Raw genomic sequence first — 24,929 nt, forward strand, 5'->3', positions numbered from 1 at the left:
TTTAGTAGTTGTAATATTAATGTAAACTAAAGGTAAATGTAATTTTTAGGGGTTTAAGAACCATCCTGTAGTATCATGTTAATTTCCATCAGGCTTTTTAACCTCAAATCTACTGCTTAGAGGTAAATTCCAATTGTTGATTTCATTTGGTGCTAAAGGATTGTATTTAGGTATGTTGCGCCTTAAATAGTGCGCTAAGTACAAATTTAAATCTTTAATAGCCTGCACCACACACTTTGCAATTTCATTAGCCCCGAAACTATTAAAATGTGTATTATCTTCTAATTTTGTAAACTGACCAGGAAAAGTATTTGCGGGATATTGAACAAAGGCGTTTCTGGAGACTTCATCTCCCCAACTTTCGTACATTTTTGTAGTCATTTCTGTAATATCGATTAAAGGGACACTGGCATTAATAGCAACTTTACGCATGGCTGCTGGAAAATCGCCGTGAGTTTCTTTAAGTGAACCATCGCTGTTAAAGGCACGACGCTGTGTAGGTGTACATAAAATAGGGATACCACCTTTGTCTCTAGCTTTGTTAATATATTCATTTAATAAATTAGTGTATGATTCCCAAGGGCCAATTCCTGGGCCTTTTTGTTTTTCATCGTTATGGGCAAATTCTATAAATAAATAATCACCAGGTTTCATTAAAGATAGGATTTTGTCCAACCTTTTGGCTGCCTTAAAAGCACTTAAGGACGAACCCGATTCCGCATAGTTGGCAACAACAGCTGCATTAGAAATATAATTCGTGAAAAATTGACCCCATGACGCCCACGGTTCAACGTCTTGATCGGTAACGGTGGAATCTCCAGCTAGGAAAATGGTAGTGATATTTGAAACAGGTGTAATTGTTATGCTTTGTACGGCTGGGGTGCCTAAAAATTCAAGTGTTAATTTATCATCCCAGTTTAGTTGATTTTTATCGCGCGCTTTAATACGAATAGCATCATTGTTATTAATTTGAGGCGTGCGCACATTAACAGTAAATGAGAAATGAACCGTATCTTTTTTTTCAACTTTGAGTTGTTTTAACATTAACCTTCGTGATTCTGCTTTTATAGTTGTTTCGGATGGTTTTTTATCACCAATAACGACATCAACTTTATAATTTCCTTCAGGTAACTTAACAGAAAAATAAACCGAACCTTCAGCAGTTAAGGCCTGTTTAGTTACTTTAACTTTGTTTGTTGTATTGAAATCAAATCCATAGCCTAAATCAGGATTGTAAGCTATTGGGGATTTAACATTTATACTGTTTTTTACATCTTTTTTTGAACCAAAGTAAAATGATTTGGTTTGTGCGAAATTTATGTAAGTTGAAATGACTAACAGTGAAGTTAAAAAAAGGTTTTTATTCGAATTCATGAATTAAATTTTTACTAAAATATATGGAATAAAAAAAAGATCCATCCTGTACTATGATGAATCTTTTTATTTGTTTAAATCCTACTTAAAATTAAACGGAATTTCGTTCAATATATTCAAATACATTTTTTACTTTTTCTTTTTTATTGTTTAAAACAAGGTATGCAGCCGTCTCCCCCATAGCTTTAAAATGCGTACTGATAACATTAATTCCTAAAAGGTCTTTTAATGGGGTGTCGTTATAAGAAATAATACCTATATCTTTTCCTAAAGTTAGGTTCTTGGCTCTTATTTGCCTTACCAAATTAACTAAATCATTTTCTTCAATAATAATATATGAGTCTTTACTATCCAGATCCATATCTTCATAAATTTCATTTAATATTTCAAAATCAAATTCATATCTCGCGCAAAATTTTCTAAAACCATGAACAATGCGCTGCGGGTAGGGGTAAACAGATTTCGAAGGGTAAACAAGCACGAGTTTGTCATAATTTTTAAGTTTATTAACCCCTTTTTTTAAAGCTTCATAAATATCTTCTTGGAAATCCTGATAAACAGAGCCGTAATTTCCTTTCAGTTCTAATTTATTGTTGTCCAAAATGATTAGTTTATCTTTTGGAATCTTGTTTAGAGCCTCCTGTACCATTGCAGTAGCACTAATATGGTTAGAATCGTCTGTCTTAAAATGGGGCATAATCACGTAATAATCGTAAGCACCTAAATTACGTTCTAGGGTTTTAGTAAATATACTTTCTTCACAGTGATAGACCGATAAAGTAACATGTGCATTAATTCCTAAACTATTAACAAAAGAATTATAAATCATCATTTTGTACGAGCTCAGTTTATTAATCATAAAGAAGATTTGAATTTTCGAAATTAAATCCGTTTTAGCCGTGTAGTAGCCTTTTCCTTTTACAGAAACAATTACTTTTTGCTGTTTCAGTTGTCTGTAGGCTTTTTCTACGGTATCTCTAGATAGATAGCATGTTTCACTAAGTTCATTAATAGAAGGGATTTTTTGTCCTACCTTCAATTTGCCTTTAGAAATATCATTGATTATAGAATCTACAATTTGTTTGTATTTCGGTACACGAGACGATTCGTTTATTCTTATTTCTATTTGTTGAGACATTATTGTCAAGCTCATAATTAATACTTATTTAGTTAGGGTGGTTAACAAATTTATATAAATTTAATTGAAAAATGTTATTAAAACACTTAAATTTTAATCGATTACATTAAATGGTCATGTAAGTGCAGGATGCTTAATTTTTCTGTTTCAGCTACATTTACTTTAATCAAAAAAAATTAAAATGAAAAGCTTAAAACTTATTTTATTCGTATTTTCAAGCATACTATATCAATCATGTAAAGAAGAACAAAATCGTAATAATGAACAGATAAACAATACTCCAAAATGGGTCGATAAGGTGGGAGCGGCGTCTGTAGATTTTAAAAATAAAACCTATTATGTAAACGATTTTGGAGCAAGTAATGATGGAGAAACCTTATGCACCGAAGCCATTCAAAAAACTATCGATGCCTGCTTTGAAAATGGAGGAGGTGTTGTAACCTTTAAACCAGGAGAATATTTATCAGGCTCTATTTTTATTAAAAGCGGCATTCATTTTATCGTTCCAGAAAGTGTAATTTTAAAGGGAAGTGAAAACATTGAAGATTATAAAGAAATAGAAACTAGAGTTGCTGGTATTGAGATGGTTTGGCCAGCGGCATTAATTAATATTAAAGACCAGAATAATGTAATTCTTGGAGGTAATGGGGTAATCGATGGGCAAGGTAAAGTGTTTTGGGATTATTATTGGGATTTGCGAAAAAATGATTACGAACCCAGAGGCTTACGTTGGATTGTTGATTATGATGCAAAACGCCCACGAACTGTACTTGTACAAAACTCAAAAAATATCTTTGTTAAAGATCTAAATCTGCAACGCGCTGGATTTTGGACGGTACAAGTGTTATATTCAGAATATATTACTGTTGATGGGTTAACCATTAGAAACAATATTGGAGGTCATGGGCCAAGTACCGATGGTGTGGATATCGACTCTTCCAAATATATCTTAGTACAAAATTGCGACATCGATTGTAACGATGATAATTTTTGTTTGAAAGCAGGTCGCGATTGGGATGGTCAGCGTGTAAACAAGCCAACCGAATATGTTGTTATTAAGGATTGTATTGCTCGTCAAGGTGCAGGATTGTTTACTTTAGGGAGTGAAACCTCAGGAAGTATTCGTCATGTATTTGTATCAAATATTAAAGGTTTAGGAACCAAAAACGGATTGAATATTAAATCGGCAACCAATCGGGGAGGAATAGTAGAGGATATTCATTTAGAAAATATTAAAATGGATAGTGTTGGCACCTTTATGCAGGTTGGTATGAACTGGAATCCTAATTACAGTTATTCAAAATTGCCAGAAGAATTTAATAAGGATTCTATACCTGAACACTGGAAAAAGATGTTAATGACAGTTACTCCCGAAAAGGGCATTCCAACATTTAAAAACATAACCCTTAAAAATATTTATGTTGAAGGAGCGCAAACGGCTATTAATGTGAACGGTTTAGAACAATCTGTAATCGATAGTATAACATTAAATAACGTTTTTATTAAAGCTGAAAAAGCAGGAAAGATTACCTTTAGTTCTAATTGGAAGGTTGATAATGTAAAAGTCTTAGCCGAAGATGGTACATCTGTGTTTTTAGAGCATACCAATAATGTAGATTTGCCAGCAGCACTATATCATGAATAAAATGCACTAGCAATAGATGTAAATAGTTTATACAATAATTTTTTATAATGAAGGTGCTACAATCTTGCGTAATTTTTATCGGTTTGTGTTTTATTATGGGGTTTCCGTTTCAAGCACCTGCCCAAGATTATTCAGGTTTACAGACACAGACTAGAAAACTTCATTATTACCCTAAGGGGGATACGTTCATACTAAAAAACGGCACTAGAAAATTTAATAGGGCACTTTACGGCACAAATACAGGCTTTCGGGTAGAAGCCGGTGACCTTCCTGAATTCGCGCTATACATGCCCGGTATGGGAGGTAATTTTAGATTTGGAATTTCAACAAGCAACCAAGATAAGTGGATTTCAAAATGCGATAGTATTCAAACAGAATATATTCCAGGTATGATGCGTTACATAATTACGGACGCATTATTGCAAGATGGTCAAATAAAAATAGAAGTTTTAGCTCATGCTAAAACCGAAGCACTCTTAATTAAAGTCGTACCAATAAACCTACCAAAACAGGTAAACCTGATTTGGTGTTATGGAGGTGCTTCTGGGGAAAAGTTTCATCGCGATGGAGATATAGGAGCCGATCCAGAATCAGTATTTTATTTACTTCCAGAAAATTGTGTTAACAATCAATATAAACTAGAAAACCAGACGTTTTTGTTGCATTATGGCTCAGAAAGCAACAAGCAAAAAACGGGTAATAACAAAAGTGTTGTGGGATCTTTTCCAAAGTCGAAAGTCCTTTTCTCTGAAGCCAATGCGTTATCTTCTCCTGAAGAAGCAATAAATTCAACATTAAAATTTTTACCGGTAATTATTGGTAAACTGCCTTTAAAAAATAACCAAAACCTATTTTGGAAGCTTGAACAAGCTCATGATTTATTACACACCAAACAATCTCAGATAAGTTCCGAATTTAATGAGGCTTTAAAAAAAGTAGAGGTTTTGCGTAAACGTGTCGTTTTAAAAACCCCCGATGCATATATCAATAGTTTAGGAGGTGCATTGGCGGTGGCTGGTGATGCCATTTGGGAATCTCCTGCTTATTTACACGGTGCTGTAGCATGGCGTATGCATTTAAATGCTTGGCGAGGAGCATATGTGGCGCATCCTTTAGGGTGGCATGATCGGGCGGAGTTGCATTTTAAGAGTTACGGCGATTCACAGATTTTAGAGCCTGAATCAGGCCCAGTTGTACTAGATAGTTCAAGGCACTTTGCTAGACAAAAGGAAGTTTTGGGCACAGCTATGTTTAGTCGTGGTTATATTAGTCGCTATCCCAACAATAAAACTAAAGCCCACCATTACGATATGAATTCGGTATTTATTAATCAGGTATTAAGAGGGTATCAATGGACAGGTGATTTAGACTTTATGCGAAGTATGTGGCCCGTTGTAAAACGGCATTTAGAATGGGAGAAACGTAATTTTGATGCCAATAACGACGGTCTTTACGATGCGTATGCCGCCATTTGGGCAAGTGATGCATTACAATATATGGGCGGTGGGGTAACTTATGCTTCAGCGTATAATTATTCGGCCAATGTGTGGGCAGCAAGGATTGCCAAACTTTTGGGTGAAGATGCCTCTAAATACAGTAATGAAGCCAAACGCATCAAATTGGCTATCAATAAAGAGCTGTGGGTTCCCGAAAAGGGTGTGTTTGCTGAACATAAAGATTTGCTCGGGAATCAATTGGTACACGATTATCCGGGTGTTTGGACAATTTATCATAGTTTAGATGAAAACATAGCCAACCAATTTCAAGCATATCAGTCATTGCGGTATGTCGATACTGAAATTCCACACATTCCCATAACAGCAGAAGGATTGCCTTTCAACGATTTAAAATTGATAGCTACTACTAACTGGCAACCTTATACATGGTCTGTTAATAACGTGGCTTTATCTGAAAATCTGCATACTGCTTTAGCCTACTGGCAGGGTGGAAGAAATGAAACAGCCTACAAACTTTGGAAAAGTGCCTTAGTAGAAAGTATGTTTTTGGGGGCTTCGCCAGGTGGTTTTCAACAATTATCATATTATGATGCCATGCGAGGTGAATTATATCGCGATTTTGCAGACCCGATTGGTATGGCAGCGCGCTCGTTGGTAGAGGGTTTATTTGGAATTCAGCCTAATGCTATAAAAGATACCTTGTTTATTAGACCAGGATTCCCAAAAAAATGGGATCAAGCTTCGCTTAGTATTCCAGATGTTAGATTAGAGTTTCAAAGAAACAATTTGCTTTCAGAATATAAGATACAATCTCATTTAAAAAAGCATATGAAACTCCGTTTAGAAATTAATGTTTTTAATTCGGGTATTGAATATGTTAAAGTAAATGGAAAAAAAGTCGATTGGTCGTTAAACATGAAAGCCGTGGGGCTTCCAAAATTAATTATTGAAAGCCCTTATTCTAAAAGTTATACTATTAAAATCAAATGGCATAAGGCATTGCTGGAGCATCCCAAATTCGAGTTTATTGGTTTACAGGAAGACATAAAGTCATTCGTAACAGATAAAGCCGAAATCATTCAGGTTTATAATCCTCAATTAGCTATTAAATCATTAAACAAAACCAGCCACGCACTTGATTTTGAAATTAATGCCCAAAAAGGACATAAAACCTTTTTTGTTCAACTAAAACAGAATGATTTACATTGGTGGCAGCCAATTCACGTAGATGTTTTACAACCTGATAAATCATCAAAGTTTCAAAAATGGGAGACTACTTTACCTAAAAACACAAACTTTAGTATGGTTAATTTAAATCCGTTTTTTAACAGTAACGTCAATCATATTTTTCAAGAAACGTATTTAAGTCCGCGTCCCACATCGCCAACGTTACAATTGCCAACCCAAGGTATTGGTAATTGGTGTTACCCATATATACAGCCTGTAATCGATGATTCTGGATTGCGTAAAAAAGCAGGAAATAACAATACCATTATTACTCCGCAACATATTCCTTTTAAAACACCTTCAAACCCCAATACAAAAAATATAGCGTTTGTATCGCAATGGGATAATTTTCCAAATCAAATAGAGATTCCACTTTCAGGACAAGCTAAACATGCCTATTTTATGATGGCTGGAACGACAAACCCTATGCAAAGTCGCGTTGTTAACGGCGAAATAACGGTGTATTACACCGATGGAACTTTTGAAACCCTAGCCCTAAAGAACCCAGAAAACTGGTGGCCGATAGAACAAGATTATTTTATTGACGGTCTTGCTTTTACTACTAATGCACCTAAGCCACCAAGAGTGTATTTTAAATCTGGGGAGATTACAAGAAACTTTAAAGATTTTAAGCCTATAAAAGGTTTTTCTAACTACGGTATAGAAGGAGGGGCAGGGACACTTTTGGATTTGCCTTTAAACCCTTTAAAGACTTTAGAAAAAATAGAAATTAAAGCGGTGGCCAACGAGGTGGTTATTGGTTTAATGAGCCTAACTTTAATGAAATAAAAATGATAAAATGAAACAGCTTAACTGGTTTTACCTATTAATTATTTTGTCTTCTAGCCTATATTGCTGCCAAGAAAAATCGCAACCCATTACGAATACAATAGATCGTAAGGCTGTGGTATCTAGACATCATGTGAAAATTTCAACTATTGACACTCTAGGATCCTTAAGTGTTGGAAATGGTAAATTTGCATTTACTGTAGATGTAACAGGTTTGCAATCGTTCCCGGAATTTTATCAAAACGGCGTACCGCTTGGAACACAATCGGAGTGGGGCTGGCATACGTTTCCAAATCAGGCTGATTATCAATTTACAGAAACATTGAAAGCCTATAATTTTAATGAAAACCCAAACCGTTTGTATGCCATTCAGGATCGAGAAAATATACGAAGAAACGATGCTGCCGATTATTTCAGGGCGAATCCGCATCGCTTGCAATTAGGAAATATTGGTTTGGAGATTTTAAAAGCCAATGGAAGCTCTGCTGGACCGACCGATTTGAAACAGATTCATCAGGAATTGGATTTATGGACGGGTAAAATTGAAAGTCAGTTTTCAGTTGAAGGCATACCTGTAAAAGTAACCACATACGCCGATGCAAATAAAGATGGCATCGCTGCAAAAGTAGAGTCGCCGTTATTACAAGAAGGCCGTATTAAGTTGAAATTTAGGTTTCCCTACCCAACAAATGCTTTTTCAGACCGTGGTACAAATTACGAACATTCAGATTTACATCAAACTAAAGCAAATATAATAGAAGAACAAACGGTTGTGTTTCATAGAAAATTAGACAACGATAATTATGTGGTAAAGGCCAAGTTAAATGTGGATAGTCAAATAACAGAAGTGCAACCTCATTATTACATGATTTTACCAAAGGCGTCAGATTGTTTTGAAGTCGCTGTTGAGTTTGCTCCAGAAACTCCCAAAACATCCATGAGTTTTAAAGATGTTGAAAACCATAGCATTATTGCCTGGGAGTCTTTTTGGCAATCGGGAGCTGCTGTCGATTTTTCGGCATGTACAGACCCTAGAGCTTTTGAAATTGAACGACGGGTGGTACTTTCGCAATACTTAACACGATTACAATGTGCCGGACATTACCCTATACAAGAAACAGGCTTAACTTATAATAGTTGGTATGGTAAACCGCATATGGAAATGTATTGGTGGCATAGCGCGCATTATCCGCTTTGGGGCAGAACAGCATTATTAGAGCAGAGTATAGGATGGTATTTTGATGCTTTTGATAAAGCTAAATTAATTGCTGAACGACAGGGATATAAAGGTGTACGTTGGCAAAAAATGACCGATCATAATGCTGATGAAGCGCCGTCTAACGTAGGGTCGTTTTTAATATGGCAGCAGCCACATGTTATTTATTTAGCTGAGTTGATTTATAGAAACAACCCATCACAAGAACAGCTTGAAAAATTTAAAACACTCATTTTCTCTACGGCCGATTTTATGGCTTCCTTTGCACATTACGATGCAGAAAACGACCGCTATATCTTAGGTCAAGGAATTATTCCTGCGCAAGAATGTTTTAATAAAACAGAAACTTATAATTCGCCATTTGAATTAGCTTATTGGAAATGGGCTTTAGAAAAGGCTCAACAATGGCGTTCACGTCTTGGAATGCCTAAAGATCAAGCCTGGCAGCAGGTAATCGATAAATTATCGCCAATGGCTCAAAAGGAAGGAGTTTACTTAGCTGCCGAAAGTGTTCTAGATTCGTATTCACCATCGAGCAAGCACACCATCGATCATCCAGCGGTTTTAGGAGCCTTAAGTATACTACCAAGCAATAATTATGTTAATATGGAAATCATGAATAATACCTTTAATACTGTTGATGCAGTTTGGCACTGGGATCATACTTGGGGATGGGATTTTCCTTTAGAGGCCATGACAGCGACCAGACTTAACCGACCAGAAGATGCTATAAAAGCTTTGTTAAGAGATGAAATAACCAATACATATCTCCCCAATGGACATAATTACCAAACGCCACGACTAACCTTGTATTTGCCAGGCAATGGTGGTTTGCTATCTGCTATAGCTTTAATGTGCGCAGGTTATGATGGTTGCTCCACTAAAAACCCCGGGTTTCCAAAAAATGGGAAATGGGATGTAAAATGGGAAGGCCTACAACCGATGCCTTAAAAAAAAAGTAAATTACGATTTACACTTGAATTACGCCCAAATTAAAGGGTTTTTCAATAGGAGCATGGTTGGCGGCTTCAATGCCCATGCTAATCCATGTTCTGGTGTCTAACGGATTTATAATAGCATCTGTCCAAATACGTGCTGCGGCATAATATGGTGAAACTTGGGCATCGTATCTCGATTTTATATTATTAAATAGGGCTTCTTCTTTTTCAGGGGTTATGGTTTCACCTCTTTTCTTTAAAGACGCCGTTTCAATTTGAAGCAAGACTTTGGCTGCCGAGTTACCACTCATCACCGCCAATTCGGCACTAGGCCAGGCAACTATAAGTCTTGGGTCGTAAGCTTTACCACACATAGCATAATTACCAGCGCCATAACTGTTGCCTATAACTACCGTAAACTTAGGTACTACCGAATTACTAACAGCATTTACCATTTTAGCACCGTCTTTTATAATACCGCCATGTTCACTTTTGCTACCCACCATAAATCCAGTAACATCTTGTAAAAACACTAAAGGAATCTTCTTTTGATTACAATTTGCAATAAACCGCGTAGCTTTGTCGGCACTGTCGTTGTAAATGACGCCGCCAAATTGCATTTCTCCTTGTTTTGTTTTAACCAGTTTACGCTGATTGGCAACAATACCAACAGCCCAACCATCAATTCTGGCATAGCATGTAATAATAGATTTTCCGAAGCCTGCTTTATATTCCTCAAACTCCGAATTATCTACCAAACGTTTTATGATTTCGTACGAATCATACTGGTCGGCTCTAGATTTTGGTAAAATACCATAAATGTCTTCTGGATTTTCTTTCGGTTTTTTGGGTTCAGTTCTGTTAAATCCAGCCTTCTGATAATCTCCAATTTTATCAACAATATTTTTAATCGTATCTAAAGCATCTTTATCATCTTTAGCTTTATAATCGGTCACTCCAGAAATTTCACAATGCGTTGTTGCGCCACCTAAAGTTTCATTATCAATAGTTTCACCAATGGCAGCTTTTACTAAATAACTTCCCGCCAAAAAAATGCTTCCGGTTTTATCAACAATTAAGGCTTCATCACTCATAATAGGAAGGTAGGCGCCTCCCGCAACACAGCTTCCCATAACCGCAGCAATTTGCGTAATCCCCATGCTGCTCATTATGGCATTGTTTCTAAAAATACGTCCGAAATGTTCTTTATCAGGAAAAATCTCATCCTGTAAGGGTAGGTAGACCCCAGCACTATCTACCAAATAAATTATAGGTAATTTATTTTCGATGGCGATTTCCTGTGCTCTTAAATTTTTTTTTGCTGTAATAGGAAACCAAGCGCCTGCTTTTACGGTTGCGTCATTAGCCACAACAATACATTGTTTTCCTTTTATATAGCCAATTTTAACAACAACACCGGCCGACGGGCAACCGCCGTGTTCTTTGTACATTTCTTCACCTGCAAAAGCGGCAATTTCAATGGATTTAGCTTTATCGTCCAACAAATAATCAATGCGTTCTCGGGCAGTCATTTTACCTTTGGCGTGAAGCTTTTCAATGTTTTTAGCTCCGCCACCTAATTTTATTTTTGCCAAACGTTTATTTAGTTCGGAAACTAAAAGTTTATTATGATCTTCGTTTTTATTGAAGTTTAAATCCATTGATGTCTAATTTCTGGCTAAAATACAAAATGTTAGTTTGAATTTATATAAAGATTGAATGAGTATAAAATTAAAAAGAAACAGCTACTAATCGTATTAATAAAATTAATGTCTCGATTCGCAGCTGTTACGGAAATTAATGAATAGATTAGGTTAAGTTTATGTAGTGGGGCTACAATTGATTTAGGTAAATATCAACATTGTGATATGTTTCTAAATTTTCAATAATTTCCTTTAATTCATAATAATTAATTTTTTGATTATCGAATAACCAATGCAATGTTTTTTTATGTTTTTGTGAGCATATCATAACTTCTTTTAAACTACCATACTTTTCAATAGTGTTTTTTAACTTATTCTCTACTTCCAACATGGTTTCTTTTAGCTCGAATTTATGTAATACAGGTTTTATAGTTATTGTTAAATGCCATGTGTATATATTTTTGTAGCTTATATATGATGCATGCAAGATGCTTTTTAAATAATTATTATTTGTCGATTTAAAAATGTTAGTTGTTTTCATGGTTACTGGATTTTGTTGGGTCAAAAGTATTTAACCCTTCCACCAAATTTTTATAGTAGTATCAAGGTAGTGGCTATTTTATAGTTATGTAGTGGTTATGTAGTGTTTTTTTATAACACGATATAGAATATAATTATTTATGGTTAATTAAAAATATAAAATTAAATGCTGTTGCGCGCTTTTGGGAATGTTTGCATTATTTCTAAGCAAAAAATAATGATGTGTTATTTTTATGCTACTTAGGTTTGGTAGGTGTAAAGGGTTGCCAAATTTATAGGTAGGGTTTTATAAACTATTCAAATATTGAAATAAATTGTCGTCGTTTTGTAAACCTAGTTTTCTCTTTAATCTATAACGTGCAGTTTCTACACTTCTGGGGGTAATATTTATTAGTTGGGCAACTTCCTTGGTTTTTAAATTAAGTAATAAATAAGTACAATGTTTAATGTCGTTTACAGATAAATTGGGAGCTACATCGTTTAATTTCTTTAGAAATCCAGGTCTAGTTTTTTCAAATTGAAATTTGAAATCTTCCCATATTTCATCTTCTGTTATAATTGATTTTAATTGTTTCTGAATATTTATTACTTCTTTAACTGGCACAGCCGTTGAAGTATCTATAGTTTTGGAAATGTCTTTTATTAAATTATCAATAGCGTCTTTATAAGTAGATATTTTTAGAACTCTAGCGAAAAGAGTTCTTTCGTTATGTTCCAAGAGTTTTGTTATTTCATTATTTTTTTCGTTTAAACTGTTGTTTTGGTTTTCAATTTCTTTTACACTCTTCTGCAGCTTTTGATTTAATGTTTTTATAACCTTATAATTTTTTAGGTTTTTACGAATTTGAAGAAGAAACAGTAAGAGAATGATAAGTAAGATAACCAGACCAAAATTAAAAATTCGCTGAAATGATAACTTATTTTTAGATATTTTTTCATTCATTTCAAGTGTCGCCAGACGATAGTTTTTAGATTTTAATTCTAATAGCGTATTTGTTTTTAAATCTTTCAGGGCCTGATTGTTTAAATTTCTAGTCGTTAAATTTCTGGATTGTAGCATTAATAATCTTAACTGCTCAACTTCTTGAGTTTTATTTAATATTTGCCTAATCCATATTTTTCGTTCTAAAGCCATTTCATAATCGATACTACCTTTTTCTGAAAGAGAGAGTGATTTATCTAAATACGCATCTGCTTTTTTGAAATTGTTATCATGATCTAATTGGAAGTAAGCCCAACCAGCATAGGCGTAATCTTCGGCTAACGAGTCTTGATTTTCTTTGTCAGACTCAACGGTTTTTAGATAATATTCAACAGCTTTTTGAAAATTACCAATTTCAAAATATTGATGCCCAATCAGCCTATAGGCTAAACTTAAATTGTGCATACCAAAAGATTTTCTTGCCTCGATACTTTTTAGAAAATTTTTAATGTATAGGCTGCTGTCATCGTGTAATAATTTTTGAATTAAAGCATATACTTCGTAATTATTGGCAAGTTCGTATAAAAAGCCATTATTGGTATTATTTTCTAAGCAAACCGACATTATTCTATTGGCTTCTTCAAAATCTTTTAGGTGTGTGTAAGCATAAGCTAAATTTTCGTATACTCGAGAATGGTAATAAGTCCATTTATATTTATTTAAGTCTTCCAGAATAGATAAAATTTCTTCTTTTTTTTCCTTTGGAGAATTAGCTATTGCGGTCGCAGAAATTCCGTAAACTAAGGCGTACCGTTCTAATTCCATATCATTTGAAAAGCAATATTCAAAACTTTTTCTTACGTGTTCCTCTACCTTAGTATAATTATCGTACCTATGGTTAGTGTAAGCGGAAAGGATATCAATTTCTGCCATTAGCTTGTACAGCTTTTTTTCTTTAAGCTCGTCGTAAATGGAATCGAATGAATGTAAGGATTCTGGGTTACTTTCCTTTAAAAACTCTGCTTTATTTTGATAAAATTTAGAATAAATTCGTGCGTACTTATCATCTATCTTATTGAGGTTTTTAGCGGCGGTCGTTAATAAATTGACATTACTATATTCAATTTTTTTGATATTTCGTATTGCATTTTTTAACTCGTTCGAAAGTTCTATATGGTTGTCAAATGTATTTTCTATTATCTTTTCATTTTGACAGCTAATGACAAATATAAAGGATAAGAAAAATAGAATATGTCTATATATATTCATTCTATAATTAGTTAAAGATATTATTTTTTTGGTCTGCGTTAAATTTATAAAAACTAGCAATAACATTAAAAGAAAGTTAATGAATAAAATTACATGGAAATAGTTTCCTTGGAAAATAAAAATTTTTATTGTATCTTTGAATATAAATAATAAAACATAGAAGTAAGAGATGAAACAAATTGTAGCTTTCGCAGGATCTAATAGTAAAAATTCTATAAACAAACAATTGGTTACCTATGCAGCAAGCTTAGTTGATAATGCCAATGTAAACATTCTGGATTTAAATGATTTCCTGCTGCCTTTATACGGAATAGATTATGAAAATGAGCATGGAATACCAGATAATGCCTATAAATTTTTAGAATTAATTAAAAACTCTGATGGTATTTTATTGTCGTTGGCTGAGCACAATGGGGCTTATACTACAGTTTTTAAAAATTTATTTGACTGGATGTCGCGAATTGAAGGCAAAACCTTTTTCGATAAGCCGATGTTGTTAATGGCTACTTCTCCTGGAGGTCGAGGCGGTTTGTCTGTTTTAGGAATAGCGCAAGATCGTTTTCCTCGTCATAATGCTAACATTATAGACGTTTTCTCACTGCCTTTTTTTAAGGATAATTTTGAAAATGATAAAATTACAGATGAAGAATTGAATTCTAAATTGGTAGATGCCGTGAAACAATTGGAAAACGCAATGCAAGAACAAAGCGTATAATAATGAAGATTTGCTATAAAAATAAGCAGGTATGGGAGATTTAGCTAAGGAAATAAAATCCAAATTTGTGAGTCAAAAACAAAAGGCTCTTATAAATATTTTGTTTACCGCCAGTTGGATAACAAGTTGCCAAAATGAATTTTTTAAGCCATTTGGTATTTCGCCACAGCAATTTAATATTTTACGTATTCTTCGCGGAGCTTCTGAGCCATTAAACGTGAAGATTATAAAAGATAGAATGATTGACCGGGCTCCTAACGCCACTAGGTTAATGGATAAATTATGTGCAAAACAATTAATTGAACGTTTACCATGTGCCCATGATAGACGGGTTGTTAAAATAGCTATAACAAAAAAAGGATTACAGTTGTTAGAATCTATCCCAGATGATTTTAATACGAATTTAATAAAAGACCTCAATGAATCCGAAGCAAAGCAATTAAGTGATTTGTTGGATAAAATGAGGTAAACACAAACAAAGAAAGGACATTAAAATGAAAACAATAATTCATAAATCAGATAGTAGAGGATTTGCAAATCATGGTTGGTTACAAGCTAATCACTCTTTTAGTTTTGCTGGATTTTACAATCCTGAAAAAGTTCATTTTGGGGCTTTAAGGGTTTTGAATGATGATATGATAGCGCCTAAAATGGGTTTCGGAACGCATCCACACGATAACATGGAAATTATTACCATTCCTTTAAAAGGCGTGCTTAAACATAGAGATTCTATGCATAACGAATGGCAACAAGTTTTACCAGGGGAGGTACAAGTGATGTCGGCTGGTAGTGGTGTACAACATTCTGAAATTAACGGGTCTAATGATGAGCATTTAGGTTTGTTTCAAATCTGGATATTTCCGAATAAACAACAAGTTACACCGCGCTACGATCAGAAAGCGTTTGATGCATCAGAACGAAAAAATAAATTGCAAACGCTAGTGACTTCAATAGATGAAAATCATGAGGACAGTTTAAAAATTCATCAGGATGCAGTATTATCAAGAATTGATTTAGACAAAGGAAAAACCTTCAATTATACATTAAAAAGCGAAAAACATGGTGTTTACGTTATGACTATTTTTGGAGAAGTATTAATTGATGGAAAACAATTAGAAACGCGAGATGCCGTAGGAGTATCAGAAACAAAATCGTTCGATATAGAGGCCAAAGATGATTCCAGTCTTTTATTTATTGAAGTTCCTATGGAATTTTAAAAAAAAGGAACTGATTTAAAAACAGAAAAAAGCACTCACATGAGTGCTTTTTTTATGTAAACTTTCAAGAATATAAAGCACCACTAATAGTAAGTATATCGTCTCACTTTGGTAAAGCGTTGGGTTTTGATTATTGTAAAATATGTTTTTTATTTTTCAAGTAATTCTTTAATCATTTTTGGAACTTCTTTTTCGGGAGTTGGAAAATTGTGCAGTTCTTTGTTTTTGTATATATTAAAGTTAGATTTAGCTAAAATTTCATTTCCATCCGGAGAAATAAATAATATTTCAAGTTCGTCAAGAATCTTTTTAAAATCCCACCTCCATTTGTCTTTATATTCAACAATCAAGTCAAAGTCTATTGGTTCATCTCCTTTCTTTCCAATTATAGCCTTAATACCATATCTCTCTAATTCTTGTTTTATTATTGTGTCGGTATTTCCAATAACTTTAGTTTTTTCAGGCTCATCGTCGATTGGAGGAACGTAACCACCGTATTGAAATTTTCCAAATTTGAATTTTATGTATTCAGAATCTTCTGAAGATATTATGTAGGCTTTTTTAAAGTTGTCTTTGTTTTGATTAGAATATTTTATTGTATTGATAGTTCCCTTGCAACCATTTAAAATAATAGTTACAAAGATTAGACTTAAGAGTATTATAGTTTTCTTCATTTGCAATTTTTTATGTGAGCAAATATATATTTAATTGAAGGATCTTAAAGCTAGAGGCAATAATAATAGTAGGATTTTTTTAGTAGAGATATAAATAGGGAGAGATAATAAATTAAAATAAAAAAACCACTTAAAATTAACCGTCTATTTATTCTTATAAACGGCTTGTTTTAAGTGGTTCAAAGATTATTTTTTGATATCTTTAGTAATACGTATATCGTCTCACTTTAGCAATGTATTTTGCTAATCGAATAACTTGCTGACTGTAACCATATTCGTTATCGTACCACACGTAGATTATAGCATTTTTACCATCTTTACGTACAATAGTTGCTTTACTATCGAAAATGGAAGGTGCCGAACACCCAACAATGTCGGTAGATACTAGCTCGTCACTCAATTCATATTTTATTTGTTCCACTAAATCACCTTCAAGTGCATGCTTTTTAATGGTTGCATTTAATGCCTCTAATGAGGTCTTGTTATTTAATTCAAGATTTAAAATGGCTAAAGATCCATTTGGTACTGGTACTCGAATGGCATTCGAAGTTAACTTGCCTTCTAATTTTGGTAATGCTTTAGCTACGGCACTTCCTGCTCCAGTTTCGGTAATTACCATATTTAAAGCTGCGGCTCGACCACGACGGTATTTATTATGGAAATTATCAACTAAATTCTGGTCGTTTGTATAGGCGTGAATCGTTTCTAGATGGCCGTTTTTAATTTCGTAAGTATCCTCAATAACTTTTAATACAGGTGTGATAGCGTTTGTAGTACATGAAGCAGCTGAGAATATATCAATGGTATCCGGATTATATTCTAAATGATTAACGCCATGAACAATATTAGGTATACCTTTTCCTGGGGCTGTTAATAACACTTTACTAACGCCTCTTGATTTTAAATGTCTGCTTAAAGCTTCTTGGTCTCTAAATACTCCCGTATTATCTATAATTAATGCATTATTGATACCAAATTTGGTATAATCAATTTCTTCAGGGGTATTTGCCGAAATTATTTTTACTGTAGTACCATTGATATTAAGTGCTATATTTTTCGCGTCAACAGATACGGTTCCTGAAAATTCGCCGTGTACAGAGTCGTTTCGTAATAAGGCTGCTCTTTTTTCTAAAACTTGGGTATCAACAGCGCCACGAGTTACAATAGCTCTCAGTCTTAATTGGCTGCCTTTACCAGTACGGGCTAATATTTCACGAGCAACTAAGCGTCCAATTCTTCCAAAACCATAAAGAACTACGTCTTTTGGTAGTAAGGCACTTTTTTTATTCGCACCTTTTAATTTTTCAGCAATAAAACTACTGGCGTTGTTATAATTGGTATCTTCTATATGATACTCGTAAGTTAATTTACCAATATCTAATTTAGAAGGCGCAATGTCAAGCGATTTTATCGCCTGTGCAATTTCAACAGAGTCGAAAATCGAAATGGGTTTTTCAACAAATTTACCTGCGTATTCGTGCAAATTTAAAATTTGACTCACATTTCTGTCAATTAATTGATTGCGAAACAAAACCAGTTCGATGGATTTGTCGTACCACAGGTCGCTAACAATTTTAATAAATTCAACAGTGGCTCGTCTGCGGTCGGCTTGAAAAGCTAATTCCTTTTCGTAGTTTTTGTTTAAAGACATGTCTTTATATCGTTTAGTTTAAAAAATGGTTCAGCAAAAGTATCATATTTCAAACGTTTTCGTAACGGGTTTTAACAAAAAAATAACCTCTTAAAAACAGATGTTATAAGAGGTTATTTGACATTTATTGTTTTTGTTAATTATCTAAAATTATAGCGTTCTTTTTCTCCTTTAGTATTTATTAATTCAATTCGCAAAGGTTCATAAGACGAACGATTTTTTATAGCTTGCTGGGCATCTTCTACAGAATGTATTTTAACATCATTAATTGATGTAATAATTGAGCCTTCTTCAACACCGTTTTTCTTCCAGTAGGCCTCGTATTCTTTATTAAGTTCAATAATTTTTATACCGTTATCAGCTTTTAAAGGTTTTAAATCTTCTTTTTTAGCATTTTTTACACGACCAACTAAAGGTAGGGTTAAGGTTTCATTTCTGGTTAAAGTTACCTTAACGTTTTTAATTTCTCCATCTCGCGATATTTTTAATTCCACAACATCATTTACACGTCGGGCACCAATATGACCAGTTAAATCAGAAAATTTAGAAACTTTAATTTGATCTATTTCCTTAATGATGTCACCTTCTTTAATTCCTGCTTTTTCAGCACCAGAGTCTTCTACAACGCTGGCAACATAAATACCCTCGGTATCGTTAACACCTAATTCCTCAGAAACTTCACTGTTAAGCGCACCGCCCGAAATACCTAAGATACCATTTTGTACATTACCATACTCCATAATATCTTCGATAACGCGTCGCGCAATATTACTTGGTACGGCAAACGAGTAGCCAATGTACGATCCGGTTTGCGATGAAATAGCGGTGTTAATACCAATTAATTCACCATTAGTGTTTACCAATGCACCACCCGAATTCCCAGGGTTTACAGCGGCATCGGTTTGAATAAATGATTGTGTTGATTTTCCTGAAAGGTCTCTGGCCTTCGCACTTATAATACCCGCAGTGACTGTAGAAGTTAAGTTAAAAGGATTACCAACAGCTAAAACCCACTCACCAATTCTAGCTTGATCGGAATCGGCAAAAGTGACATAAGGTAATTCCTCCTCGGCATCAATTTTAAGTAAAGCAATATCTGTTTTTGGGTCTGTGCCTACTATTTCTGCTTCGTACGTTTTATTATTATTTAGAGTAACTGACAGTTGGTCAGAATTATTTATAACATGGTTGTTGGTAATAATGTATCCATCGGCATTAATAATAACACCAGATCCCGTTCCCATTTGGGTGCGTTGTGGACTTCTTCCGAAGAAAAAATCTTCAAATGTCATCTGACCAGAACTAATTGATACATTTTTAACGTGAACTACGGCGTTTACAGCATTTTCTGCGGCAATGGTAAAATCTGGCGCATCTTCAGCATTTTTAAATAAGTTATTGACATTGCTGGCAGGTAAAAAAGCTGGGTTTGAGTCTGCAGTCGTAATTTGAACTTTATTTTCAGGTTCTAAAAAAAGCTTGTAGGCACCAAGAGTAATTGCGCCTCCTAAAGCAGAAACTAGTACTAATGAGAAAATCTTCTTCATAATGATCAACTATTTTTATTTATTATTAAAATGACAGTCAATTTATTCAAAATGTAATATTTGATACTTAAAATTAATTATTGAATAATATTGATGTTAATATTTTGCTCTTATAACGATTAAAATTAACTAATTATTGAATGTTTTCTTTCGTTTTAACGATTTTTAACGTCTGTTTTAACTCGGGTTTAACAGGTGTAAAAACGGTTAATTATTCCTATCTTTGCGCTCAATTATGCAACAGACTTTTTACAAATATCAAGGAACAGGAAACGATTTTGTGATGATTGATAATCGTCAGCAAACGTTTAACAAAAAAGATACCAAACGCGTTGCTTTTTTATGTGACAGACGTTTTGGCATAGGTGCGGATGGATTAATTTTATTAGAAAATCATCCAGATTTAGATTTTAAGATGGTGTATTATAATGCCGATGGAAATGAAAGCACCATGTGCGGTAATGGAGGGCGCTGTTTAGTCGCTTTTGCAAAAGATCTTGGCGTTATAAAGGATAAAGCGGTTTTCGAAGCTATTGATGGTTTACATCATGCTGAGATAAAGGATGGTATTGTAAAACTTCAGATGCTCGATGTAGAAAACGTAGAGGAGTATGATAAACACGTATTTTTAAATACTGGTTCTCCTCATCATGTTCAATTTGAAGAACAAATAGAAGATTTTGATATTAAATCGAAGGGGTCTCAAATACGTTATGGTGCTCCGTATAATCAGGCTGGTACCAATGTTAATTTTGTAAAGAAAATTAATGAAGATACCTTTAGAGTACGTACATACGAGCGTGGGGTAGAAGACGAAACTTTATCATGTGGTACTGGCGTTACAGCAGTGGCTATCGCTATGCATACTTTAAAACAAACCAATAATACACTTATAAATCTTAATGTTGAAGGCGGTAAATTGCAGGTTTGTTTTGATGCCGAAAATAAGCTATATAAAAATGTATGGCTTATAGGGCCGGCAACCTATGTTTTTAAAGGAACCATATGATAACTCTAAAAGGAGAACATATTTATTTACGTGCGCTCGAACCTGAGGATTTAGAGTTTATTCATGCTATTGAGAACGATGAATCGATATGGGAGATAAGTAGCACGCAAACCCCTTATTCAAAATATATAATCAAACAGTATTTAGAACAAGCTCACAAAGATATTTTTGAGGTAAAACAATTGCGACTTGTGATTTGTAATGATAATCATCAAACTTTAGGGTTGATCGATTTGTTTGATTTTGATTTTAAAAATAAACGTTCTGGTGTAGGTATTTTGGTTAAGGAGCCAGCCGATCGCTCCAAAGGATTTGGAAGTGAGGCCTTAAAATTGTTGATTGATTATTGCTTTACACATCTTGATTTACATCAGTTATATTGTAATGTTTCAGAAGAGAATGAAGCAAGTATTAACTTGTTTACCAAACATAACTTTACAGCAGTAGGATTAAAAAAGGATTGGATTTATTTTAATGGGTCCTATAAAAATGAATATTTATTTCAGCTTATAAATAATTAAATGTACTTAAAGAAAATACTTGTTGCCATAGCCTTATTAGGTTTAGTGGGTGCCGCATACTTTGCTTATTTTGTCTATAATGCTATGTTAAAGCCTAACACAGCTTTTAATAATGACGTAGCATATATATATGTTCCGACAAATGGAACATATCAGGATGTTAAAGAACAATTGAAGCCTTTATTAAATGATATTGAATCGTTTGATGTTTTGGCAAAGCAAAAGAAGTACAATACCAATTTAAAGCCTGGTCGTTTCGCTATTAAAAAAGGAATGAGCAATAACGAAATAATTAATTCTATACGAAGTAAAAATTTACCGATAACAATTTCTTTTAATAATCAAGAGAGTTTAGAAAAACTGGCAGGTAGAGTAAGTATGCAAATTGAAGCGGATAGTTTGTCTTTAATACAGGCGATGATGGATAAATCATTTTTAGAAAAAAATGATTTCAGTTTGAAAACAGCTTTAGGAATGTATATCCCAAATAGTTATGAGTTTTTCTGGAATTCTTCGGCAGATGCATTTAGAGAGCGCATGCTGAAAGAATATAAACGTTTTTGGAATGAATCGCGTAAAGTGAAGGCTAAAGCTATAGGATTGTCGCAAGATGAAGTTATGACACTGGCTTCTATTGTTTATGAAGAATCAAAGCAAGCCAGTGAGCAACCGCGAATAGCTGGAGTTTACATGAATAGACTACGTATTGGTATGCCATTGCAAGCCGACCCTACCTTGAAGTTTGCCGCGTATCAGCTTCCACAATATAAAAATACAGTTATTAAACGTGTATTGAACGTACATAAAGAAATAGATTCGCCATATAATACCTATAAAAATGCTGGTTTACCTCCTGGATTAATCGCTATGCCTGATATTTCAGCAATCGATGCTGTGTTAAACTATGAAAAGCATAAGTACCTTTATTTTGCTGCCGATGCGAAACGTTTAGGGTTTCATAAGTTTGCAAAAACATTGGCTCAGCATAATGTTAATGCCAGAGAGTATCAACATTATTTATCTTCGCAAGGCATTAATAGATAATGACAAATTCTAGACTAATACATTGTATAATTATTTTTAGTGTTAGTCTAAATTCATTTTCACAATCGAATGCAGACCATTTTTTTAAACCTAGCGACTCGCTTAATAAAATCAGAAGAAATACCGTTTTTATTAGTGAAACCTCTTTGTCTGCTCTAACCTTAGTAGGACTAAATCAATTTTGGTATTCTGATTATGACCGATCTAAATTCCATACCATTAATGATAATAACGAATGGTTGCAAATGGATAAAATGGGTCATGCTTTTACTGCTTATCAGATGGGTAAATTAGGTGCAGGGTTGTTAAACTGGAGTGGGGTTAGTGAAAAAAATCAATTAATCTATGGAGCTACTTTAGGATTTGGATTTCTTACTGCAGTAGAGGTTCTCGATGGGTTTTCAGAAGAATGGGGCTTTTCATGGGGCGATATTATGGCCAATGCCTCGGGAACGGGATTGTATATTGGTCAGCAATTACTTTGGAAGGAGCAACGCATTCTGTTAAAGTTTTCTTATCACGAAACAAAGTATGCTTCACTGCGTTCAGATAAATTAGGAACAGGTTTTTTCGAACGGGTTTTAAAAGATTATAATGGACAAACATATTGGCTAAGCGTTAATTTAAAGTCATTCATTAAACATGAAAATATTCCTGATTGGCTAAATATTGCCTTTGGTTATGGTGCCGAAGAGATGTTGTCAGGTACTCCTGAAAACAGTTTAACCAATTTTGAGAAATATAATAGATATCGCCAATTCTATTTAAGCCTCGATTTAAATCTCGAAAAGATTAAAACAAATTCACGAGTACTAAAGACTGTTTTTGAGGTTATTAACTTCGTAAAAATACCTTTTCCTACATTAGAAATTAATAAAAAAGGCAGTGTATTTCATCTATTCTACATGTAAAAAAAGTAGATAAACGATTAATTTTGAAATAATTAAAAAAATTTATAATTTTGCACGCTGAAATTTTCAAGCCAAATACGGTAGAAATATCGGGCTGAAGAAATTTAGTTTTATGAGAAAAAGTATTGCAACTTTTATTGCCCTAAGTGTTACAATATGTATTCTGGCATATGTATCGTTATCAGCAAATGAAACGGTAGACTTAGGTAAATACTCAACAGCTGGCTTAGAGTTAAATTATACTGTAAGCCAAGACGAGAACATTAAAGATAATGTTTTAGCGTCGAATGATGTGAACAAAACGTTTTCTCCATTTTTAGGGAAATCTTTTGTAGGATTTAAAGAAGCCGTAGGCTTTAAGGAATCCGGCGGTGATTATTTTACTGTTAATACTTTAGGGTATTTAGGTAAATATCAGTTTGGAAAAGGAACTTTAAGATTATTAGGAATTAAAAATCCTAAGAAGTTTTTAAACAACCCAGAGCTTCAAGAGCGCGCATTTATTGCAAATGCAGAGCGAAACAAATGGGTGCTTCGTCGAGACATCAAAAATTTCGTTGGAAAACGAATTAATGGTGTTTTGGTTACAGAATCGGGAATTATAGCTGCTGCACATTTAGCAGGCCCAGGAAGTGTCAAGAAGTATCTAAGAAGTTATGGTTTAGACAATTTTGAAGATGGTTATGGTACCACAATCGAATACTATATGAAAAAGTTTTCGGGTTACGATACCTCTTCGTTAAAACCTAATAGAAAAGCTAAAGCGATTTAAAGCTTTAAATTTAGCTTTTATGAATGATGAATATCGTAGGTCTTTTATGAAGGTCTACGATATTTTTTTTCCAGTTAGCTGCCGACTGCGTTTTAATAAATTCAGTATCTAATGTAATATCGCAAGCGACACATATTTGTGTATTTTTTTCTAATATATTACACAAACTTTCCAGCATTTTGTTATTTCGGTAGGGAGTTTCTATAAATAACTGCGACTGATTATGCTCAAAAGAAAGTCGTTCCAGACGTTTTATTTCATTTTTTCGTTCATTCTTATCAATGGGTAAATAGCCATTAAAGGCAAAACTTTGGCCATTCATTCCAGAACTCATTACAGCCATTAAAATAGAAGACGGACCAACTAACGGCACCACTTTAATATTGTGTTGGTGCGCAAGACTAACAATATCCGCGCCAGGGTCGGCAACTCCAGGACAACCTGCTTCTGATAGTAATCCTACATTTGTGCCGTTAAAACAAGGCTCTAAAAATGTTGGTAAATCTACAGGATCTGTAAATTTATTAAGATGAAACATTTTAAGGCTTGGTTGTGATTTTTCCGGAGTAATGTTTTTTATGAAACGTCTTGCTGTTTTATCGTTTTCAACAATAAAAGTATTGGTTTGTTCTATGACACGTTTTACAGTTTGAGGTAAAACATCCATTGGGTTAGTGTCGCCCAAAGTTGTTGGTATTAAATATAAAACG

General features: G+C 33.9%; 20 protein-coding genes. 11 read left to right on the forward strand and 9 right to left on the reverse strand.

All coding sequences use genetic code 11. The features are described 5' to 3' along the window. Positions 1–78: 78 nt before the first annotated feature. Both ICJ83_RS10665 and ICJ83_RS10670 read right to left on the reverse strand, forming a co-directional pair. On the reverse strand, positions 79–1,374 hold the full coding sequence (locus tag ICJ83_RS10665; RefSeq protein WP_223154730.1) for a rhamnogalacturonan acetylesterase: 1,296 nt from the start codon (positions 1,372–1,374) through the stop codon (positions 79–81). Positions 1,375–1,465: 91 nt separating this feature from the next. Then, positions 1,466–2,527: a GntR family transcriptional regulator gene (locus ICJ83_RS10670; RefSeq protein ID WP_223154736.1), complete on the reverse strand. Its 1,062-nt coding sequence runs from the start codon at positions 2,525–2,527 to the stop codon at positions 1,466–1,468. Positions 2,528–2,693: 166 nt separating this feature from the next. Here ICJ83_RS10670 and ICJ83_RS10675 point away from each other — a divergent pair, with 166 nt between their 5' ends. Genes ICJ83_RS10675 through ICJ83_RS10685 form a run of 3 tightly spaced genes read left to right on the forward strand, consistent with a single transcriptional unit; the run spans position 2,694 to position 9,797 of the window. Next, the gene (locus tag ICJ83_RS10675; RefSeq protein WP_188230384.1) at positions 2,694–4,157 is read left to right on the forward strand and encodes a glycoside hydrolase family 28 protein; all 1,464 of its coding nucleotides are present in this window, start codon (positions 2,694–2,696) and stop codon (positions 4,155–4,157) included. A gap of 47 nt (positions 4,158–4,204) precedes the next feature. After that, the gene (locus ICJ83_RS10680; protein ID WP_223154739.1) at positions 4,205–7,630 is read left to right on the forward strand and encodes a DUF4450 domain-containing protein; all 3,426 of its coding nucleotides are present in this window, start codon (positions 4,205–4,207) and stop codon (positions 7,628–7,630) included. A 10-nt stretch (positions 7,631–7,640) separates the two neighbouring features. Further along, positions 7,641–9,797, forward strand: coding sequence for a hypothetical protein (locus ICJ83_RS10685; RefSeq protein ID WP_188230385.1), 2,157 nt, complete (start codon positions 7,641–7,643; stop codon positions 9,795–9,797). Between the two features lie 19 nt (positions 9,798–9,816). On the opposite strand, the gene ICJ83_RS10690 is transcribed toward ICJ83_RS10685, so the two are convergent. From ICJ83_RS10690 to ICJ83_RS10700, 3 genes are all read right to left on the reverse strand, one after another. Further along, positions 9,817–11,445 carry an acyl-CoA carboxylase subunit beta gene (locus tag ICJ83_RS10690; protein ID WP_188230386.1) on the reverse strand — a complete coding sequence of 543 codons (1,629 nt, stop codon included), beginning with the start codon at positions 11,443–11,445 and terminating at the stop codon, positions 9,817–9,819. Positions 11,446–11,617: 172 nt separating this feature from the next. Continuing rightward, positions 11,618–11,968, reverse strand: a complete 351-nt coding sequence (locus ICJ83_RS10695) for a hypothetical protein (protein ID WP_188230387.1) — start codon at positions 11,966–11,968, stop codon at positions 11,618–11,620. 285 nt (positions 11,969–12,253) lie between these two features. After that, a complete protein-coding gene (locus tag ICJ83_RS10700; protein ID WP_188230388.1) occupies positions 12,254–14,158 on the reverse strand; it encodes a tetratricopeptide repeat protein in 1,905 nt (634 codons plus the stop codon). 169 nt (positions 14,159–14,327) lie between these two features. Between ICJ83_RS10700 and ICJ83_RS10705 the strand changes: the two genes are divergently transcribed. The 3 genes from ICJ83_RS10705 to ICJ83_RS10715 are packed head-to-tail and all read left to right on the forward strand — an operon-like array spanning position 14,328 to position 16,090. Then, the gene (locus tag ICJ83_RS10705) at positions 14,328–14,873 is read left to right on the forward strand and encodes an NADPH-dependent FMN reductase (protein WP_188230389.1); all 546 of its coding nucleotides are present in this window, start codon (positions 14,328–14,330) and stop codon (positions 14,871–14,873) included. A gap of 31 nt (positions 14,874–14,904) precedes the next feature. After that, positions 14,905–15,342: a MarR family winged helix-turn-helix transcriptional regulator gene (locus tag ICJ83_RS10710; RefSeq protein WP_188230390.1), complete on the forward strand. Its 438-nt coding sequence runs from the start codon at positions 14,905–14,907 to the stop codon at positions 15,340–15,342. Between the two features lie 25 nt (positions 15,343–15,367). Beyond that, positions 15,368–16,090: a pirin family protein gene (locus ICJ83_RS10715; RefSeq protein WP_188230391.1), complete on the forward strand. Its 723-nt coding sequence runs from the start codon at positions 15,368–15,370 to the stop codon at positions 16,088–16,090. A 149-nt stretch (positions 16,091–16,239) separates the two neighbouring features. On the opposite strand, the gene ICJ83_RS10720 is transcribed toward ICJ83_RS10715, so the two are convergent. From ICJ83_RS10720 to ICJ83_RS10730, 3 genes are all read right to left on the reverse strand, one after another. Next, positions 16,240–16,764, reverse strand: a complete 525-nt coding sequence (locus ICJ83_RS10720; RefSeq protein WP_188230392.1) for a hypothetical protein — start codon at positions 16,762–16,764, stop codon at positions 16,240–16,242. A 202-nt stretch (positions 16,765–16,966) separates the two neighbouring features. Beyond that, positions 16,967–18,415 (reverse strand): glyceraldehyde-3-phosphate dehydrogenase, encoded by a 1,449-nt coding sequence (locus ICJ83_RS10725; protein WP_188230393.1) that lies wholly within the window; start codon positions 18,413–18,415, stop codon positions 16,967–16,969. A 140-nt stretch (positions 18,416–18,555) separates the two neighbouring features. Further along, positions 18,556–19,962, reverse strand: coding sequence for a trypsin-like peptidase domain-containing protein (locus ICJ83_RS10730; RefSeq protein ID WP_188230394.1), 1,407 nt, complete (start codon positions 19,960–19,962; stop codon positions 18,556–18,558). A 235-nt stretch (positions 19,963–20,197) separates the two neighbouring features. Here ICJ83_RS10730 and dapF point away from each other — a divergent pair, with 235 nt between their 5' ends. From dapF to ICJ83_RS10755, 5 genes are all read left to right on the forward strand, one after another. Beyond that, positions 20,198–20,971, forward strand: a complete 774-nt coding sequence (gene dapF / locus ICJ83_RS10735) for a diaminopimelate epimerase (protein ID WP_188230395.1) — start codon at positions 20,198–20,200, stop codon at positions 20,969–20,971. Further along, positions 20,968–21,492, forward strand: a complete 525-nt coding sequence (locus tag ICJ83_RS10740) for a GNAT family N-acetyltransferase (protein ID WP_188230396.1) — start codon at positions 20,968–20,970, stop codon at positions 21,490–21,492. Before dapF ends, ICJ83_RS10740 begins: the two co-directional genes overlap by 4 nt. Next, on the forward strand, positions 21,493–22,536 hold the full coding sequence (mltG, locus tag ICJ83_RS10745) for an endolytic transglycosylase MltG (protein ID WP_188230397.1): 1,044 nt from the start codon (positions 21,493–21,495) through the stop codon (positions 22,534–22,536). Continuing rightward, positions 22,536–23,447, forward strand: coding sequence for a DUF2279 domain-containing protein (locus ICJ83_RS10750; RefSeq protein WP_188230398.1), 912 nt, complete (start codon positions 22,536–22,538; stop codon positions 23,445–23,447). The genes mltG and ICJ83_RS10750 overlap by 1 nt, the downstream gene beginning before the upstream one ends. Before the next feature lie 112 nt (positions 23,448–23,559). Next, complete coding sequence (locus tag ICJ83_RS10755; RefSeq protein ID WP_188230399.1) at positions 23,560–24,219, forward strand: peptidoglycan-binding protein LysM; 660 nt, start codon at positions 23,560–23,562, stop codon at positions 24,217–24,219. Positions 24,220–24,229: 10 nt separating this feature from the next. Here ICJ83_RS10755 and ICJ83_RS10760 read toward each other — a convergent pair whose 3' ends face one another. Next, a complete protein-coding gene (locus tag ICJ83_RS10760; RefSeq protein WP_188230605.1) occupies positions 24,230–24,886 on the reverse strand; it encodes an SAM-dependent methyltransferase in 657 nt (218 codons plus the stop codon). Between the last annotated feature and the right edge of the window lie 43 nt (positions 24,887–24,929).

The sequence above is a fragment of the Aestuariibaculum sediminum genome (genome assembly GCF_014596945.1).
Taxonomy (GTDB): domain Bacteria; phylum Bacteroidota; class Bacteroidia; order Flavobacteriales; family Flavobacteriaceae; genus Aestuariibaculum; species Aestuariibaculum sediminum.